Source organism: Vibrio sp. CUB2, from assembly GCF_001557945.1.
Lineage (GTDB): Bacteria > Pseudomonadota > Gammaproteobacteria > Enterobacterales > Vibrionaceae > Vibrio > Vibrio owensii.
The window spans coordinates 55,121-74,007 of the sequence record NZ_LNRB01000009.1; the positions used below are offsets into that span (position 1 = coordinate 55,121).

At 44.6% G+C, this 18,887-nt stretch carries 18 protein-coding genes; 13 read left to right on the forward strand and 5 right to left on the reverse strand.

Annotation, left to right across the window (positions count from 1 at the left end; genetic code table 11):
* Positions 1-6: 6 nt before the first annotated feature.
* Both ATB78_RS15685 and mnhG read left to right on the forward strand, forming a co-directional pair.
* The gene (locus ATB78_RS15685) at positions 7-285 is read left to right on the forward strand and encodes a cation:proton antiporter (protein ID WP_032802226.1); all 279 of its coding nucleotides are present in this window, start codon (positions 7-9) and stop codon (positions 283-285) included.
* Positions 285-584, forward strand: a complete 300-nt coding sequence (mnhG, locus tag ATB78_RS15690; protein ID WP_045384992.1) for a monovalent cation/H(+) antiporter subunit G — start codon at positions 285-287, stop codon at positions 582-584. Before ATB78_RS15685 ends, mnhG begins: the two co-directional genes overlap by 1 nt.
* Positions 585-658: 74 nt before the next feature.
* Here the strand turns inward: mnhG and ATB78_RS15695 are convergent, their stop codons facing one another.
* Together ATB78_RS15695 and ATB78_RS15700 are read right to left on the reverse strand one after the other, a co-directional pair.
* On the reverse strand, positions 659-1,651 hold the full coding sequence (locus tag ATB78_RS15695; RefSeq protein WP_061009160.1) for a cytochrome d ubiquinol oxidase subunit II: 993 nt from the start codon (positions 1,649-1,651) through the stop codon (positions 659-661).
* 2 nt (positions 1,652-1,653) lie between these two features.
* The gene (locus tag ATB78_RS15700) at positions 1,654-2,985 is read right to left on the reverse strand and encodes a cytochrome ubiquinol oxidase subunit I (RefSeq protein ID WP_061009161.1); all 1,332 of its coding nucleotides are present in this window, start codon (positions 2,983-2,985) and stop codon (positions 1,654-1,656) included.
* A 602-nt stretch (positions 2,986-3,587) separates the two neighbouring features.
* Between ATB78_RS15700 and ATB78_RS15705 the strand changes: the two genes are divergently transcribed.
* The 7 genes from ATB78_RS15705 (at position 3,588) to ATB78_RS15735 (ending at position 12,878) form a co-directional block, all read left to right on the forward strand.
* Positions 3,588-4,163 carry a substrate-binding domain-containing protein gene (locus ATB78_RS15705; protein ID WP_276279125.1) on the forward strand — a complete coding sequence of 192 codons (576 nt, stop codon included), beginning with the start codon at positions 3,588-3,590 and terminating at the stop codon, positions 4,161-4,163.
* A gap of 43 nt (positions 4,164-4,206) precedes the next feature.
* Positions 4,207-4,755: an ATP-binding protein gene (locus tag ATB78_RS15710; RefSeq protein WP_061009162.1), complete on the forward strand. Its 549-nt coding sequence runs from the start codon at positions 4,207-4,209 to the stop codon at positions 4,753-4,755.
* A 226-nt stretch (positions 4,756-4,981) separates the two neighbouring features.
* On the forward strand, positions 4,982-6,301 hold the full coding sequence (locus tag ATB78_RS15715; RefSeq protein ID WP_061009163.1) for a peptidoglycan DD-metalloendopeptidase family protein: 1,320 nt from the start codon (positions 4,982-4,984) through the stop codon (positions 6,299-6,301).
* 224 nt (positions 6,302-6,525) lie between these two features.
* Complete coding sequence (locus tag ATB78_RS15720; RefSeq protein ID WP_061009164.1) at positions 6,526-7,404, forward strand: helix-turn-helix domain-containing protein; 879 nt, start codon at positions 6,526-6,528, stop codon at positions 7,402-7,404.
* 123 nt (positions 7,405-7,527) lie between these two features.
* Complete coding sequence (locus ATB78_RS15725) at positions 7,528-8,388, forward strand: hypothetical protein (protein ID WP_061009165.1); 861 nt, start codon at positions 7,528-7,530, stop codon at positions 8,386-8,388.
* An 830-nt stretch (positions 8,389-9,218) separates the two neighbouring features.
* The gene (locus tag ATB78_RS15730) at positions 9,219-12,107 is read left to right on the forward strand and encodes an Ig-like domain-containing protein (protein WP_061009166.1); all 2,889 of its coding nucleotides are present in this window, start codon (positions 9,219-9,221) and stop codon (positions 12,105-12,107) included.
* A gap of 138 nt (positions 12,108-12,245) precedes the next feature.
* On the forward strand, positions 12,246-12,878 hold the full coding sequence (locus ATB78_RS15735; RefSeq protein ID WP_061009167.1) for a cytochrome b: 633 nt from the start codon (positions 12,246-12,248) through the stop codon (positions 12,876-12,878).
* A 118-nt stretch (positions 12,879-12,996) separates the two neighbouring features.
* Here the strand turns inward: ATB78_RS15735 and ATB78_RS15740 are convergent, their stop codons facing one another.
* Positions 12,997-13,569 carry a YceI family protein gene (locus tag ATB78_RS15740; protein WP_061009168.1) on the reverse strand — a complete coding sequence of 191 codons (573 nt, stop codon included), beginning with the start codon at positions 13,567-13,569 and terminating at the stop codon, positions 12,997-12,999.
* A gap of 311 nt (positions 13,570-13,880) precedes the next feature.
* Between ATB78_RS15740 and ATB78_RS15745 the strand changes: the two genes are divergently transcribed.
* Both ATB78_RS15745 and ATB78_RS15750 read left to right on the forward strand, forming a co-directional pair.
* Positions 13,881-14,510, forward strand: a complete 630-nt coding sequence (locus ATB78_RS15745; protein ID WP_061009169.1) for a DJ-1/PfpI family protein — start codon at positions 13,881-13,883, stop codon at positions 14,508-14,510.
* A gap of 233 nt (positions 14,511-14,743) precedes the next feature.
* Positions 14,744-15,892, forward strand: a complete 1,149-nt coding sequence (locus tag ATB78_RS15750; RefSeq protein WP_061009170.1) for an AI-2E family transporter — start codon at positions 14,744-14,746, stop codon at positions 15,890-15,892.
* Between the two features lie 98 nt (positions 15,893-15,990).
* Here the strand turns inward: ATB78_RS15750 and ATB78_RS30125 are convergent, their stop codons facing one another.
* Together ATB78_RS30125 and ATB78_RS15760 are read right to left on the reverse strand one after the other, a co-directional pair.
* On the reverse strand, positions 15,991-16,164 hold the full coding sequence (locus ATB78_RS30125) for an AraC family transcriptional regulator (protein WP_346393701.1): 174 nt from the start codon (positions 16,162-16,164) through the stop codon (positions 15,991-15,993).
* A gap of 334 nt (positions 16,165-16,498) precedes the next feature.
* Positions 16,499-17,065, reverse strand: a complete 567-nt coding sequence (locus tag ATB78_RS15760) for a TetR/AcrR family transcriptional regulator (protein WP_039839472.1) — start codon at positions 17,063-17,065, stop codon at positions 16,499-16,501.
* A 133-nt stretch (positions 17,066-17,198) separates the two neighbouring features.
* Here ATB78_RS15760 and ATB78_RS15765 point away from each other — a divergent pair, with 133 nt between their 5' ends.
* The gene (locus tag ATB78_RS15765; protein ID WP_061009172.1) at positions 17,199-18,092 is read left to right on the forward strand and encodes a haloalkane dehalogenase; all 894 of its coding nucleotides are present in this window, start codon (positions 17,199-17,201) and stop codon (positions 18,090-18,092) included.
* A 25-nt stretch (positions 18,093-18,117) separates the two neighbouring features.
* On the forward strand, positions 18,118-18,720 hold the full coding sequence (locus tag ATB78_RS15770) for an NAD(P)H-dependent oxidoreductase (RefSeq protein ID WP_061009173.1): 603 nt from the start codon (positions 18,118-18,120) through the stop codon (positions 18,718-18,720).
* The last annotated feature ends 167 nt before the right edge of the window (positions 18,721-18,887 follow it).

An 18,887-nucleotide genomic window follows, 5' to 3' on the forward strand; every position in this document is an offset into this window, starting at 1 on the left:
TTACAAGTGGGTAGTTGGTTACAGATGAGCATCACATTCGCTTATATTGGTTTGTTGCTCAGTGTTGTGATGGCATTCATTCGTTTGGTTCTTGGTCCAACTTTGGCCGATAGAGTGATAGCGCTTGATCTGATTTCATTTGTGACAGTGGGCTTTATTGCTGTTTATACCTTAGATAGTGGGCAACAATCCTTATTGGATATTGCTATCACGCTCGGTCTAGTGGCCTTCCTCGGAACCATTGCCTTTGCAAGGTTGATCTTCAAAAGAAAAGGAGAGGTGTAATGGACATTATTGTAGGGATTTTACTCTGTCTCGGAACCTTGTTTACGCTCATCGCGAGTCTTGGGATCTTACGAATGCCTGACCTTTACACGCGAATGCACGCTGCAACCAAAGCTGGTACGGTGGGCTTAGCTTCGTTGTTATTGGCGGTGGCGATTGCGATACCGGATATCACGGTAATTTCACGAGTGATTGGCACTATGTTGTTTATCTTTATTACCGCCCCGGTAGCGGCACACTTGTTGGGTAAGGCGACGCAAGAAAGTGGTTATCAAATCTGGAGAAACAACAAGAAATAGGGCTTATGTGACTTGTGAGTAGAAACAAAAACGCCGCTAAATCAGCGGCGTTTCTATGTAGGTAATTGTCTTGTCTACTTGTAGCTAAGCTCTGTCGCTTTGCCTTTGAAGATTCGATACACCATAAAGGTGTAAAGTAAAATCATCGGCATAACAATCATCACACCGTAGCCCACAATCATTAAGGTCGCAGGTGATGAAGCGGCTTCTTGTGCGGTCATTAATCCCGGCACAACTTCTGGGAAGAAGCTATACGCAAGACCAAGAAAGCTCAACGCGAAAATGACGGTGACACCAAAGAAAGGCCAGCGCACACCCAGATCATTCACCATTGGAACCTGACGCAAATAGCGATCAACGAGGAAGATGGTCGCAAACACAATCAGCGGAACTGGGGCAAGCAACAAGACTTCTGGGAAGCTGAACCAGCGCAGGGCCACTTGTTGATTTACAATCGGGTTTACAACGCTCACTACCAAGATACCCAACGCCGCTAACCAACCAGCACGACGAGACCAACGTGCTGAACGTATTTGCAAATCACCCTCCGTTTTCAGTACCAACCATGCGCCACCGATGTAAACATACGCCGCCGTTACACAAAGTGCGCTTAACCATGCAAAGCCAAATGCTTCGGTTGATTGCTCAAACCCCATGATGTAACGACCCACCATGTAACCCTGAGTTAGTGCGGTGATTAGCGAGCCAATTCTGAAGCACCAATCCCAATGAGGCTTATGATCCGAGTTCGCTTTGGCGCGGAAGTCGAACGCCACGCCACGCATGATCAGTGCGATAAGCATAATCGCGGTCGGCATATAAAGTTCCGTCAAAATCAAGCTATGAGCAGTAGGAAAGGCAATCAGCAGAATACCAACGGCTAACACTAACCACGTTTCATTCGCATCCCAGAAAGGGCCGATAGACGCTATCATTCGGTCACGTTGCGCTTCATTATCACTCGGTAAAAGGATACCGACGCCAAGATCGTAGCCGTCGAGCACGGCATACATAAAGACCGAGAAACCAAGCAGCAGAAGATAAATTTCTGGTAGATAGTCGAGCATGATTAGGCCTCTTGTTGTGTCAGTGGGACTTCATGGGCTGCAACGTCTTTGCGCGCCAAATAGAACAGGGTATGGATGTACGCAACCAGCAATGCCGCGTAAATGGCTAAGTACATAATGAGCGAAGTCATCACACTACTGCTCGCAACCGTGGTGACGGCTTCTGATGTACGCAATACACCGCTGACCAACCAAGGTTGTCGACCAATCTCAGTAACATACCAACCCGCCAGTGTGGCTATCCAACCAGAGAACGTCATCGCTAATACCGTGTACAGGTAAGGTTTAGGTAGCGCTTTTTTACGTGCTAGCTTCACCGCGCCATACCAGCTAACCAGCAGCATAAGAACACCGACACCAACCATCACGCGGAAACCAAAGAACAAGGGCTTCACTGGTGGGTGGTCAGGCGCAAACTCGTTGAGGCCTTGGATCTCGCCGTCTAATTCATGAGTAAGAATCAAACTTGCTAACTTCGGGATGCCCACTTCAAAATCATTGCTGCGAGTTTCTTCATTTGGCATCGCAAACAGAAGAAGAGGCGCGCCTTGCTCGGTCTCCCACACTCCTTCCATCGCTGCGATTTTTGCAGGTTGATGTTCAAGCGTGTTTAACCCGTGAAGGTCACCGACAAAGATTTGTCCCGGGATGAATCCAGCCGCCGCAAACAACGCGACTTTTAGGCCAAGTTTGGCTGAGCGATGATCTGGCTTTTTCATTATTTGATAAGCCGAGATACCCGCAATCAAGAAGCTGGCAGTAAGCGCCGATGCTAATAGCGTGTGTAGAAGACGGTACGGCAATGAAGGGTTGAAAATGACTTCCTTCCAACTGGTTACATGCACAATACCGTCAATCACTTCATAGCCGCTTGGTGTGTGCATCCAGCTGTTAAGCACCAGAATCCAAAATGCGGACATACTTGTCCCAACAGCAACCAGAACGGTGGCGAGAGTATGAACCCATTCCGGTACTCGTCCTCGCCCAAAAAGCATCACGCCAAGGAAGGTCGCTTCCATAAAGAAGGCGGTCATCACTTCGTATCCGAGCAACGGTCCTGCTACGTTTCCGACTCGTTCCATAAAGCCTGGCCAGTTGGTACCAAACTGGAAACTCATCGTAATGCCGGATACCACACCTAAGGCGAAAGTAAGAGCGAATATCTTGACCCAGAAGTAATAAACATCGAGCCATACGGGGGCTTGTGTGCGGTTATATCGCCACTTGAAAAACACCAACATCCACGCCAACGCGATGGTGATGGTCGGGAAGAGAATATGAAAGCTGATATTGGCCGCGAACTGGATCCGCGACAGCATGAGGGTATCTAACATCTTGGTTCCTCAAAAACGTGCCGTGCTAAAAATCGTGTCTATCTGTAATTTAGTTACGAAAAATCGGGCAGTTTGGATTCATGTATCGAGAAATACAGGTGATGCTGTTTTCTTCTAACCATGATTTATATCAACTAAGACAAAGAAAGGAGTGTAGGAAATTGTCTCAAAATACCGCTAATAGTCGCGAGAAGTGAGTAAAAGAAAGCAAATGTAACTGAAGCTGCATGAATTAAGATTAGTTCGAATTATCCTTATGATGGTTTCGATAATTATGAAATAAAATTACAGAAACAGTGTTTTTAGTAAGGATATTTGCGTCTGTTTGCTTTGGATGTCCGATTTTGGTTTAACACATAAAAAAAGGGCGTGGACTTGGGGATCATCCGCGCGAGTCAATGACTACTAGATACATAAGAGTGCTTGGCTAACCACTCGGAGATCTTGAAAAACACAACAATCGAGTGGAACACTGACGTTTTCGCCAGCCATTTCATTGTTTTGTGACTACGTTTAATTCGCCATTAATTAATAGTTAAATAATGCACTTAAGTGCATATTTTAGTTCCAGCATGAAAGCGCTTAACCATTGAACCAGTTATTTGTCTTGCACTGACGAATGCAATTGGCGTTCTCAAGTAGAATCGGCTTTGTTATCTCGAAAAATCCACGTCGCTTTGGATTACGGCCCAGAAGGGTATTCCAAACAGATCAAACAAGAGTTGATGCCCAAGAACCACTTCATGTTTTGTGTCAGACAAGGGCATCCGCTCACACAACTCGATGTTGTTACCATTCATGATTTAGCCAAGTATCCAATGGTGTTGATTCGTACTCCAGATTGGCAAACAAGACACGAAACGGCAGAGCAGAGCATGTTAAAAGCTGGTCATGTTCCGGATATTTTGTTGAAATCGGATTCGCCGGAGGTTAACTTTAATGCCATCCGACATTCTGATGCCTTCTTCCCAGTCGCCAGTGTCATGACGACACTTCCAGACGATATCGTCGCTATTCATCCTACGGTTAATTCCAGCACAGGCTTACCCAAGCAAAATATGGATGTGTACGCCTATTACCTCTATCAAACTCAAGATACCCCATTGATTAACTGGCTTCTTTCAGAGATCAAACTTCTTCTACAACACCGATTCGAGAATAACCGAAGACCGACATAAAAGGGCGGAAGGCGAACATTACGCTTCAACAATCGAGGTCTACATGAACAACCTAATCGTATTTACAGGTGGCCCAGGTGCGGGCAAAACCTCTGTAATAGAAAAGCTGATTGAGCTTGGTTACGCTTGCGCGCCAGAAGTGGGGCGCAAAGTGATTAAACAGCAAGTTGCTCTGGATGGTGATGCTTTACCGTGGAAAGACAAAACAGCCTTTCGTGATGAGATGGTACGTGAAGAGAAAGAACACCATCAAGCCTTCGAAGAACTCAATGAGCTTGTCTTCTTTGACCGCTGTATTGTGGATTCATACGGTTATAGCCAATTAGAAAACTTACCCATTCCACAAGCATTAATGGATGCGTGTCAGCGTATCCGTTACGCCAACCCTGTCTTTATCTTTCCGCCTTGGGAAGCCATTTTTGCTAATGATGAAGAACGAAAACAAGACTTTGCGGAAGCCGTAAGAACGTATCAAGCTATGATAGAGGCATATCATCAATATGGTTATGAGTTGATAGAAGTGCCGACGATGAGTATCGAACAACGCGTGGATTTTATTCTCGAACGCTTAAAAGATCGACAGTTGATATAGAATTCATAGAAGTTGTGAGTAGTAGAGTGAACTAAACTGGGATCACGCAATCATAGAGAGGGTAAGAGGAATTTACCCTTTTTTACAGTAAGGTTTATTTAAGCAAAATAGGCGCTTAGTGAGACTAGAAAAGCTTAGAAACAAAGTTCTCAAATACGCAATGTTTAAATTTTGATATTCAGATGTTATAACATAACAATTACTGTTTCCGATTATCCCAAGTACTATGAAGTTTGTTCGTTATTCACTCATTGCTGTCGCTGCTACCGCATTCTCTCTTGCAGCCTATCTCACCTATCAAGCAGAAACGAAACCAGAAGAAATCACCATTAAGGTCACGCCTTATTCCGAGCTAGAGGGCACTCACGTACATGAGCCTCAGGCCGACGACACGACACCAAGCGCCAAACTGGCAACACAAGATCACGAAAACATTGCACGTATTCACTATTTCGTTAAAGTAGGTGACACACTTAGCACGATTTTCTCCTCGTGGGGCGTCCCATACGAAACCACGCAAAAGCTACTTGAAGCCGATTTAACTTCCTTGAAACTGGATACCATCAAACCAGGTGACCACCTTGAGTTTGTGGTAGATAGAGACACCAAGACACTGCAACAAGTGATTTTCCACGAAAGCCTTGTTGAACGTTCGATTTACACGCAGAACGACGATGGCACATTTGCTTATGACTTTGTTGAAGAGCCGGGAGAATGGCGTGAGGAAATGTACTCTGGTGAGATCAACGGCAGTTTCTCATCTTCTGCGCACCGACAAGGATTAACCACCACCCAGATTGCTAACATTACGCGCGTGCTTCGTGACAAAGTGAATTTTGCCCGTGAACTGCGTGCTGGCGATAGCTTTCATGTGTTGGTGCGTCGTCAGTACGTCGATGACCATTTAACAGGCAATACCGAAGTGCAGGGCATTGCCATCAAGATGCGTGGTAAAGACGTAGAAGCGTTTTTGGCTGAAGATGGTCGCTTCTATGACCGTGATGGAAACAGCCTAGAGCAAGCCTTTAACCGCTATCCAGTCGATAAACAATTCCGACGTATTACGTCTCCGTTTAACCCGAACCGAAGACACCCTGTAACAGGCCGCATTCAACCGCATAATGGCACCGATTTCGCGACGCCTGTGGGTTCACCAGTTTACTCCACGGGTGATGGCAAAGTGATTGCCGTTCGTAACCACCCTTACGCAGGTAAATACTTAGTGGTTGAGCACAACAGCGTGTACAAAACTCGTTATCTGCACTTGAGCCGTTTCTTGGTCAAGAAAGGCGACCACGTTAAGCGTGGACAAAAGATTGCGCTTTCGGGAGCGACAGGCCGTCTAACAGGCCCACACTTGCACTTCGAGGTACTGGTGCGCAACCGTGCCGTAGATTCGATGACAGCCGATTTGCCGTTGGCGAGTTCGATCCCAAACAAAGACAAACCTGCGTTCTTAGCACGAGTTTCTGAATTTGATGACATGGTTGCTACCGAGCAAAATGCGAGCAACGCAAAAGCGAGCGAGGGTAAAAAGACGTCTTAGACTCTTTGCATAGATCAATGAACAAAGGCAGGCTTCGGCTTGCCTTTGTGTTTTAAGAGGCATGTTGTTTTATGAACTGGCTTATTTTAAGCAGCATGTTGGTTTAGGGAGGTTAGGCATACATTTACCTCCTCAAACGCTCCTTAGTTACACGATGTGATACAGTTCGATTCGCATTCCTACAGAAATTGACCAAAATACAAGTAGTAACGAGTGGAGGGTGAATGCAAATACCAACCGTAGGCTTTGACCATAAGAAATCGAATCAAGCAGAGATTGAAATCTTCGATCTAGAAAGTTTGTATGGGCAAGAGTACAAAAGCCATTCACCTCAAAAACCGCATCGCATTACCTTCTTTATGATGGTTTACATCGAAAAAGGCAGTGGTGTGCACATGGTGGATTTTAAGCAGTATCCGTTTGAATCTGGCAGCATCCTCTTTGTTCGTCGTGAGCAGGTGCAAGCTTTCGATTTGTCCAACAAACCCTCCGGCAAAGTGATCATTTTCACCCAAGCGTTTTTAGACCAAGTGCATGCCAACATGCGTTTACCTAACTACACTCCAACGCATTTAAACCAAGCTCGTTCGCCACTATTGAGCTTAGACGAAGCCACCTGCCAGAGTGCCAAACTGCTTATTGGCGAGGTTATCAAGGAAATTGAAAGTCAGCATTCCGACCCATTGATCGTCATGTATCTTTTCTCTTCTTTCGCCCTAATGCTGCATCGTCTTCGACCTGAAGAAAGGCACGATAAGTTAACCAAAGAGCAGAGCTACAAACTCGCACGTTTCTTTGATTTGCTCCAAGCCAATTATGAACATATCCGTGATGCGAACTGGTATGCGGGGCAGATGGGGTCAACATACAAAACATTAAATGTTATCTGCAAGCTGGCAACCAACTTAACCGCGAAACAGATGATCGATGCGTTTGTCACGATAGAGATAAAGCGTCGCTTGGTGGTGAGTAACGTTACGACGCAACAGTTAGCTTTTGACTTTGGTTTTGAAGATGCGAGTAATTTTGTTCGATACTTTAAAAATCAAACTGATATGACACCAAGCCAATTCCAGAAGCAGTACGCCGAACCACAGTTATGATGTTGAGTATGAACGCCTTTTTGTGTTCATGTTCGATATTGACCATTTTCCGACGCACATCCACACAGACGAGTCTTTGATTCATTCCTATTATTGTTCTCAAGCCAACAAGAGGAAAATAATATGAACAAATTGACTCGCTTTTTCGCTAGCTCTGTTATCGCATCCACCGCTTTTGCTAGTGCTTCTTTCGCTGCAAATGCCGATGAATTGTCGAATCGTGATAAAGCTGTCGCGGTTATCTCAAGCATTGAAACGGGCGACCAAAACGCGATTTCATACATCAACCCAAACAAGTACATTCAGCATAATCTTGCGGTTGCAGATGGTTTAGCGGGCTTTGGAGAAGTAATGAAGATGCTGCCAGAAGGTAGTGCGAAAGCGAAAGTGATTCGTACCATTCAAGATGGCGAATACGTGGCATTGCACACGGAATACGACTTTTTCGGACCGAAAGCGGGCTTTGATATTTTCCGTTTTGAAGATGGTTTGATCGTCGAACACTGGGATAACTTACAAGACGTGGCGAAACCTAATCCAAGTGGTCACACTCAATTTGACGGTGCAACAGAAATTACAGATGTAAACAAAACGGACGAGAACAAAGCGATCGTTTCTGATTTTGTACAAACCATTCTGATGAAAGGGGATATGTCTCAGATCAGTAAGTTCATCGGTGATAAAGACAGTGACTACATCCAACACAACGTTGCGGTGGCCGACGGTTTGAGTGGTTTGGGTGTTGCACTTAAGCAATTAGCGGAAGCGGGCATGCCGATGGTATACAGCAAGAACCACTTGATTATCGGTGAAGGGAACTTCGTGTTATCAGTGAGTGAAGGTCAGTTCATGAACCAACATGTCGCGTTCTATGACTTATTCCGTGTCGACAATGGCAAAATTGTAGAGCATTGGGACACGATTGAAGCGATTCCACCGAAGTCAGAGTGGAAGAACGGCAATGGTAAGTTCGGCTTTAAATAGCATCTAACGACAACATGCACGAAAAAGAGAGTCACATTGTGGGCTCTCTTTTTTCGTTTAAGCGAGTTATATACCCAATAATAGTTCGAAAACAAATCAATGTGATACAGGTGTAAAATAAAAACAGCTTAACTTTGGTTTTTATTTGTACAGGAATTAACGACATTAAGTGATAACTGGATTATTAAGGCCTTTATGAAACATGAATAGAATTAAGGCTCTAATTTTTCTCTTTCGTATTTTTGTTGTGGCGCATGAAAAATGTGTGACTTTAATTCCAAATAATATTTTGAAAATCGATTTATTTGATTTTCTTCACTTTTACACCCCCTGTCATTTGTGCTGGTTATTAAATTGATTTAATTATATCTTCTACTTATTTGTTGTGCGAAAAATACTACAACAAAAACAGTTAAGTTAATGTTTTTACGGTTTTATTTAACTCATATTTAGTTCTTTTTGTTGAATGTGAAACGAGGCTTATGTTGCTAACTTGCTGTTAGAACTCTAGAAGTTGCCGTCTATTTTCTCAAAACAACGCCTTTCTTTTGATTGTAACAAAGCTATTGTGAATTAAATTAGAATAAGCTAATTAAGTTTATTCTTTAACATGAATTTAAACCTGCTTGATATAATAATTAGCTTTATAAAATTGGGTGGTTATTCGCTATGAAAGATAAAGTTTGATATTTATCCCAGAAGTAAGACAGAATTTTTGCCTTGGTTATTTTTATTTGTAAATTAAGTGTGCTTGCAAAAAATAGTTGAACCGTTAATTGCAGGTCTTTGTGCAGTACCTAAATAATTAATATAAGACTAAGGACTTAATTATGTATCTAAGAAAGAGCAGTGCTACGCAGACAAACTCCATTGGTTATCGCACGTTGGGGTTAACAATGCTTTGTTCTGGTTTATTGTTGAATCCGATCTCCCAGGCCATGGCAGCGGAGTTCAGCACCGATGCGGTTGCACAATCAGAAAGCGAGTACTGGAGTACCTATAAGTTAGACATCAAAAACACGGGCTCAGACAGCGCAGACATGCGTGAGGCGGTGATTGAGTTCGTACTGCCTGTCGCAATTAACGACATTGGTTGGGCATCAAATCACCTTTCATACCCATCATGGGAGATCGCTCATACAACACAAGCTGACGGCGTATTGAACGCTGTGACGCTAAAATTCCCAGCAGGATCTTGGGTAGACAGTGTGTTGGCATCTGGTGAGTCGGCGGCGTTAACCATTTCTTTTGGCGGCGAACTGAAGGATCTCAATGCGTTTGAAGATTCCGTGGTGGTGAAAGTCGATGGTGAAGTTGTTCCTCCACCAGAGTTCTCATTGGATATCTTAGCGCCGGCACAAAACTCTGTGGTTTACACTGGCTCGAATGTAGACATCATCACGAGCGTAGAGGGTGAAGGTGCAAGCAAGCTAGAGTTCTGGGTCAACAATACCAAGCTGGCAGAACAACCTGTAGTCGAAGGAACGACCGAGTATCAACAAGCTTGGCTACCAGCGGAAATTGGCGCCGCTTCAATTGCTGTCATGGCGTTCAACGAGAGTGGCGAAAAGCTGACTGAACAATCGGTACAAGTCACGGTTGAATCAGAATCTACCGCGCCGAACCCTCCAGTGATTGAGTTTATCTCTCCAGATGCAGGTTCTTCTCACCAAAAAGGTGACACGATTTCGATCTCAGCCAATGTCACCGATGCGGATGATGACTTAGCGACGGTTAAGTTCTTCGCTAACGATGCTGAAGTATGTCAGTTAGACGCGAAAACGACACAAGATTTCTCTTGTGATTGGACTGCACAAACTGCGGGTTCAGCAACGCTTCGCGCAGAAGCTCAAGATGACGAACAACATGTTACTCGCAAGAGCCTAACCATTACTGTGACAGACACGGGCACCAGTTGTGGCGATGTTCCTCAATACGAAGATGGCGTTCCATACAAGGTGGGTGATGAAGTTACCAATATCGGCAACATCTATTCATGTACTGTAGCCGGTTGGTGTGGAAACCCAGTTTGGACGCCGGGGACAGGCCACCCAGATTATCCAGATGCGTGGAAAGACGCGTGGGACGAAGTAGGGCAATGTGATCCTAACCCAGTTCCAGTGGTGGATGTTCAATCTCCTCAAGATGGACAAAAAATTGCACCAAACCAAGCGTTCGATGTGATTGTCGATGCGACTGACGATACTGAAGTTGCTCGCGTTGATGTTCAGTTGAATGGTCAAGTGGTGGCAACATCAAGCACTCCATCACAAGGCGATACCTACACCATTACAGTTCCTGCACAAGACGAAGGCCAATACACGCTAACCGTCGTTGCTTACGATGACCAAGGGGCAAGTGCAGAAGCCGCACCAATTTCTCTGGCGATCACCGATAAAGACTTGGTGGTTTCGCTGTCTTCTCCTGTTGATGGTTCGAGCTACTTTGAAGGTCGTGCGATTTCAATCAAAGCAGACGCGAAGAGCTACGAAGGTGATATTACTTCAGTAAGCTTTATCGCAAATGGTAATGAGCTATTCAAAGACACCGAAGCACCATACGAATACGAATGGCTAGGTGCACAGAAGGGCGCTTACGCGATCACGGCTAAAGCGGTTAACACAGCAAGCCAAGAGCAAACTTCGGCAACGTCTAACATTACGGTGAAAGAAAGCACTGGTGGCGGTGGTTTAGTTGATAACCCAGATCGCTCTATCAGTTACCTAACATCATGGGGCTTGAATGACTACGAGCAGTTGTTCAATTCAGAGGGTGACGGTTACCTATTGTCATTTGGTAAGTGGGACGCGAGCGGTAACATTACGATCTCCGATGGCATGCTAACGCCACCTGATTACAATCCGGATTGGATGCCAACGCAGTACCTAGCTTGGTCAACACTTAAGCATGACAATGAAAACGTAACTATGATGGTGGCGTTTGGTGGTCAAACGTACGAAAGCATTTGGTCAGCGATCAGCACACCGCAAAGCCGTGAAGCGGTCGCAACTGGATTGGTTGATTTGGTACATACGCCATTCCCTGTGTACAAAAAGAATCTGACACCAGAAGAGATGGAAGGTGAATGTCTTGCATCAAAACCTGATGGTAGTTGTGATTACAGTAAATACCAGCTAGCAGGCTACGTGCACATTGACGGTCTAGATTTCGACTTCGAGAAAGCCGCTCGAATCACGGACAAAGAGAACCAAGATCTGACTGCTCTGATCAAACTGATCCGTGAGAAAGTAGGCAATACGAAAGTGCTGTCTCTGACGACTTACCACGTAGGTGCAGACCCAGTTGAGTGTATGGATGCTACTGTGTTCGAAAATTGTTCTTACATTGAACCATCAGGTCGTTCATCTCACCACGGTGAAGTTATCGATTTGCTGAAAGCAACCAAGAACGACTTCGATTTCTTCAACGTAATGACATATGACGCAGGTCGAAACTTCCTCTACGACGTCGCGATGGCGAACTATGCTGAATATATTGGAGACAAGTCGAAGATTGTTTTAGGTAACACGATCAACAGCCAATGGGCGCCAGGTGGCAACTTTGTTGAGACGCGTCAAAACAACCTAGACCGTGCTAAATGGCAGAAAGATAACGGTTATGGTGGTTTCTTTATGTGGACGCTAGGTTCAAACAACCAAGGTTTGAGCATGGCAGAACAAGTTGACTACTTTAACGACATGATCAGTGTAAGCAAGTAGTACTCACCTCATCTTGTAATCTACTTGAACGACGGAGGGCTCTCATGCCTTCCGTTATTTCTTCAATCTTCATCATGGGAACGCCTCTCGCTCGCAGTATTCCCATGCAAATTCCAATTGAAATTCAGTGGTGACAATATGTCAAAACTAGATTCTGGTCAGCACCAGAAAGCGATTCCGCACGCTCAAAATAAGGCATTCAAACCTAAAAGTGACTCACCCCAACACCAAAGCAATACGTCACAACACTATGACGCGTTCAGTAAATGGTTACATTGGATAATGGCGGTGATCATCATCTACGCCACGATTGCCGGTTATGGCATGTTGTTTGTGATGGATATGCCGCAACTGTTTCATGTGTTGTCGACGCTCAACATGTCATTCGCGACCATTGCATCCGTGTTGTTAATCGTACGTTGGGGTTGGTCATTCTTTCGAAAGACACCGGAGCTACCAAGCACGATACCTAGTACGCAGAAAAGCATTGCTAAATTGGCCCATGGCACCATCTATCTTGTTATGTTTGTTGTCTTTGTCAGTGGTTTTTTGATGCTTAAGCATGAGTACCCATTCTTTTGGCTGTTTAGCATTCCAAACCCAATTTCTAATGCCGAAGTGAATGAGTTTTTCTTTATGGTTCATCGAGTTGGTTGTGCCACCTTAGCGACGCTAGTGGCGTTGCACGTTGCGGCGGCATTGAAACACCACTTCGTGAGTAAGAATGATGTGTTAAGAAGCATGGCGCTGACTACGTCGAAGCAAAATTGATAGCAGGGAAACCGGCGCGTTAACGCACATTGAATAAAGCGGTTTAAACCACAAGAAAAAAGGCTTGGTGAGCCTCCAAGCCTTTGTTTCGCGTTATAAAGCCGTTTTTGACTAATAACTACTTTTTAAAGGTGAGATTCAGCGTGAGTGGAACTCGGTCTGCAATCTTAATGCCGCCAACCGTTGCTGCTAGGTTCTTTAGGTTTTCAGCCGGGATACCAAAATCTGAAGCGCCAATAATGACAGGCGCACTTGAGCTAACCATCACAGTATCGCCAGCATTGAGTACCACAACTGGGAATTCTACCGACTTGGTCTTACCAAACAGTGTCACTTCAGCAGGTACTTTAAGCTTGTGAGAGCCTTCGCCTAGTGCTGACCAATCGACTTTACCGACAACTTTCACAGGGGCATGTTTTGCCGATTCGAAGAAGATTTCGTTGAGTCGCGTATTACGGATTGGAATGCCAGTTTCAATGCTGTTTAGGTCGACAGACACGTCAAATTGACCTTCGCTGTTAAGCGTGCCTTTGAGGGCATCGATGGTCGCGGGTTCGACAACAAACTGATTTTTGATGGTAGCAAAGCTGACTGAGGAGAATTTTGAATCTAGCGTGTAGTTATCAGCAGCGAACGATGCACCTGAAAATAGCGCAAGCGCGATGCTTAGGGTGGATAAAGTCTTTCTCATTATTATTATTAACCTTATATACGTTGAACAACGGTTCTACTTGATAGTAGTTCGGATTTATAAAAGTTAATAAGGAATTAAATCGATTGATTTCGATGATTTTTTCGATGTGATTGTGCGCTCACTAATGATGATTTGATATCAATGTAACTGATGCCATTAGCGCTTTTTATGTCAAAAATATGCTAATTAGCAATGACTTATTAAGCAGGCGCGAATGTGTGAACCTATTTCTAATTGATGATTCGCGACTTGCTTAGGTTGTCGTTACACTGTTTGCACATTTTATCATTCGTTAGGTTGGTTGGCTTATGTATACCGTTGGGATTGTGTTGTTTGATGATTTCACAGACGTAGATTTTTTCTTGATGTATGACCTGTTAGGAAGGACGCAAGACAGTTGGACAGTCAAAGTGCTAGGGACCAAGCCAGAGCATATTTCTCATCTAGGTATGACGGTAAAAACGGACGGTCATATCTCTGAAGTTACAACGCAAGACGTTGTGCTCATCGCAAGTGGCAAGAAAGGCATACCAGCAGCGCTTCAAAATAGCGAGTTCATGTCCGCGATGAAGCTCAACCCAGGAAGGCAGTTAATTGGCTCTATCTGCGCGGGCTCTTTTATCTTGCATGAATTGGGCTTACTTGACGGTAAAAAGCTCACGACGAACCCTGATGCTAAAGCGGTATTAAAGAGCATGGGCGGAGACGTTCAAGATGTTCCTTTGGTTGTTGAGGGCAATATTTCAACGGCGGGGGGTTGTTTTTCATTGATGTACCTCATTGGTTGGTTAGCAGAGCGCCTGTTTGATTCTGATAAGCGACGCGAAATCCAAAACCAATTGATACCAGCAGGGCAGTTGGAGATATTCGAGTCTCTTATCGCGAACACAATTATGGAAGCAGAAGTGCTTAACCAAGTGACTTGCTCAGCGGAATAAACAATAGCTCTGATTTTCCCTTTGTGACTGACCACAAACTTGTTCACTAAACCGTTGAATGTACGGGGAAGTGTACTAGGTTTTATATGAGTACTTGTTTATGAAACCGCGGCGATTTAAGCCATCGGTCTTTCATTAAGTGCGGATAAATACTGTGTTGGGTCTATTCACGCGTCATCGATTATCGGATTACCGATGAATAAGAATATGGCGCGAAACCAAAGGGAAAAACAGTGAGTAATTCAAACGAAAACCTAGAAAAAGTGTTGGCGAAGGCATTCACGACTTCTTTGATACGATTCTCCGTCACAACGCTTATCGTCATTGTATGTTGGTGGGCGTTTTTACCATTCCTACCTATCTTACTCTGGGCGTTAGTGTTGGCTATCGCGCTCTATCCAGTCAAGTTGGTCATTGAAAGCAAGCTCGGGTTGAGTTCGGCTCGGTCTGCAACGCTTATAGCAATTATTGGTGTCCTGATTCTCGGTACGCCAACAGCAATGGTGGGTAACTCCTTTGCTTCGAAAACACTCGGTGCATTTGAATCGTATCGAGATGGTACTCTGGTCATTACCAAGCCCGCGGACAGCGTAAAAACCTGGCCTTTAGTTGGCGAGAAAGTTCACGCAGTATGGTTCGAAGCGGCTGACGATCTGCCTACGTTTGTCGAAAAGCGTCAGCCTCAAATCAAAGGCTTCTTTAGTTGGTTCGTTGACAGTGCAACGGGAGCGGCGAAAAGCGTGTTTATGCTGATAGGCGCGATTATTATCGCCGGTATTATGCTCGCTTGGGCTCAACCTGCTGCAAGGTCGATACGTAAGATCTTCATTAGCTTCACCGATGAGGTTAGAGGGCCAGATTTACATCAACTCACCACCGCCACCATCAGACAAGTCGCCGTGGGGATCATCGGTATTGCGTTCTTAACGGCAATGGCATTCGGCGGAGTTGTTGCATTATCCGGTGTACCTGCCGCCGCTTTGTTTACACTCATTGCGTTGATCTTTGCGATTGTGCAATTGCCAGTGACCATCATTGCTTTGGTTGCCGTCGGTATTCTATGGGCAGGAGATAGCGGTACGGTTCATAATGTAATCTTTACTGTGTTATTGATTGCAGCGAGTCTGATCGACAACTTCTTGAAACCACTGATTCTCGGACGTGGGTTAGAAGTCCCTATGCCCATTGTCCTGATTGGTGCAGTCGGCGGTATGATGTCGGGTGGTATTCTTGGCATGTTCATTGGTGCAGCCTTCTTAGCGGCAGGTTACCAAGTATTTATGAAGTGGGTAGGTACAGAAACCCAAGATGTTGCTGATGTCATCGAGACTGGGCAGGCACAAGACGCTACTCAAGAAACCGAGCAAAAAGGAAAGGAATAGAACGACTAACGTTTTATTCAGTTTTTACTGAAGATAAACAAAAAGACGGCTCACATGACCGTCTTTTTTGTGTTTGTTAATCCGCTATCAACATGCTTTTAATGCAATCTATTCTCTGTGCGGTATTCGGAAGGGGTTAAACCGACTTTATTTTTGAATAGGCGAGAGAAGTACTGTGGATAGTCAAAGCCAAGCGTGTAGGCTCTGCAGCGGTTTGTTCTTTGATTTGATGCGCTGGTGGGGTAACTACGATGGTTTTGTATTGTTTCGATTCATCAAAACCTTGGGGTAGGTAAATGTCGCCAACCAAAGTTAGACCCAAGCTCCCAAATTCAACCTTTTGTACTGTCATCACGTTATCTCTCTTGTGTTTGTTGATGTGACTATCGTACTCCGTGGTGATTTTTAGTCAGTGCACAAAACACCGCAATGTGTATACAAAACCCCGAGGGACAACCAAACAAAAGTGGCGTGTTGTGAATGCGTGTTAAAGCGTTTGAAGTTGAAAATCCGAGCTGTTAGCGAGAGTTGAATGGTTTGCAAAAGGCAGCGGGGAAGCCGCCTTTGATATTCATACCTGTTGAAATGGCGTAGCGCTGTATGTTTCTAGTAATCCCCGCGTAAATTAACGAGTAGCATCGCTTCAATCGTGTCGACCATTTCATCGAGTGAAACTGGCATCGCTTTCGCCGTCACAGAGTATCCCTCAACGAATGGGATAAGAATCGATACTGCTCGTGATTGCGAGGTTTGATCTTTTGCTAGCGGCGCGATTTTCTCTTTCATTACCACGACCATCGTTTGATAGTAATCGCTCAGGTAAGACTCAATACTTTCATTACGCGTAGAGATTGCCCAATACTCTCTGAAGATTCGACACATGTCAGAAAGCTCATGACCGTGTGAAAGCAGCATAGAGACAATTGGTCTCAATGCCTTTTCTTCTTCCATCACCGGTAACGCTCTTAAATCGTCTAAACATTGTTGGAAATAACGATCGGCCACGGCTTTGAGTAAGTCATCTTTCGTTTTGAAGTAATACTGAACGTTGCTTAAAGACATGTCTGCGACGCTTGCGACCTTGCGCATCGTTACACCGAAGTCACCTTCTGTTTTTAATAGCTCGATTGCTATATCAAGAATTCTTTCTACTTTTGCTGACTTTTTAGGCATTTACAACATCTCAGAGCGTTAGATTAAGGATCACGTTTGATCTTAATTTGAAAAAGAGTATTGACATATTAGGTCTATTGACCTAATTTTTCAACCAGTAGGTCAGTTGACCTAATTTCAAAAGGAGATACCCATGATTCAAGTCCAACGTACACCAGATGCTCAATTCGAAAATTTAAAAGATTACCCATTCAAACCTCACTATGTAGAAGGTTTAAAAGGCTATGAGGGTATTCGAGGTCACTACTTGGATGAGGGAAACCCGAACTCCGATGAAGTTTTCCTTCTGCTTCATGGTGAGCCAACGTGGAGCTATCTATATCGCAAAATGATTCCAGTATTTGTTGATACGGGAGCACGCGTTATTGCACCGGATTTGCTGGGTTTTGGTAAGTCTGACAAACCAGTATCGGAAGACACCCATAACTTCGAGTTCCACCGTAACTATTTGCTTGGACTGATTGAGCACCTAGATCTAAATAACATTACGTTGGTGGCTCAAGATTGGGGCGGTTTGCTTGGCCTAACTTTGCCACAAGCGATGAAAGCACGTTTTAAGCGATTACTGATCATGAACACGGGTTTGTTGATGGGGCCAACCACTCAAGAAGCCTTCTTGGAATGGAAGAAAGACATCGTCGAACCAGAAGAGTTGGCGCTGGACCTCTTCATGAAGAAGTACGCACCAACGTTAGATGATGAAGAGGCTCGTGCTTACGCTGCCCCATTCCCTGATGAATCTTTCAAAGCAGCTGTTCGTAAGATGCCGAAGATGGTCGCTAATCCAGACCAAGCGTGCATTGATATTTCTACAGCAGCGGTTTCTTTCTGGGGTAAGGAATGGGAAGGGGAAACCTTTATGGCTGTTGGTATGAAAGACAAAATGCTAGGTCCTGCCGTAATGGGGTACATGCAAACGGTTATAAAAGCTTGTCCTGCTCCTATGGAAGTGCCTGAAGCGGGGCATTTTGTTCAAGAGTTCGGCAAAGAAGTCGCTCAAGCGGCTGTTGAACATTTCAAGCTTTAAGCATCGTTTTTAAGAGAAATCACCCATGAAAATTTTAAATCTCGTGTTCCATCCAAATTTGGAAAGCTCGCGCAACAACCAAACATGGAAAACTCAGCTTGAGGAGTCTGGCAAGATCACCACAAGTCGCGATCTCTATGCGGAGTATCCGGATTTCCAAATCAACGTAGAGCAGGAACAAGCGTTATTGTTAGAGCATGACCGCGTTGTTCTGCAATTTCCTTTCTACTGGTATTCAATGCCACCACTGTTGAAAAAATGGTTAGATGATGTTCTAACCCACGATTTCGCATATGGCGCAAAAGGCTACAAGTTGAAAGGGAAAGACATGCAGCTTGTCGTGTCGGTTGGTGGTCGTGAAAAGTTCTACTCAGGCTTTGATATTTTCACCACGGTACCTGATTTGCTGCGACCATTTCAGCTCACGGCAAACTTAATTCAAATGAACTATCTTCAGCCTGAATATATGTTTAATGCTGATGCGGCCAAACCGGAGGAGATTGAGGCTTTTGGCGTTCAACTGGTAGAGAAAATTGATGATCCTAAGCGTTCAAACCCGAGACAGTATCTCTACGACAGCATGACGCAAGAGCTTGAAGATGTTTATGAAGATTTAGGTTTAGCATAAACAGCCAAGCTAGATAGCATTCTAATCTGAACGAGAGCGAATCAATCAGTTCGCTCTTTTTATTTATCGAAAAATTGTGTTTGTTTGTTGAGCTGGATACGTTGTCAGCAGTACGGAATATGGAATAATACAAAGCGGCTGATTGATAAAGCACATCGGCGTGAGTT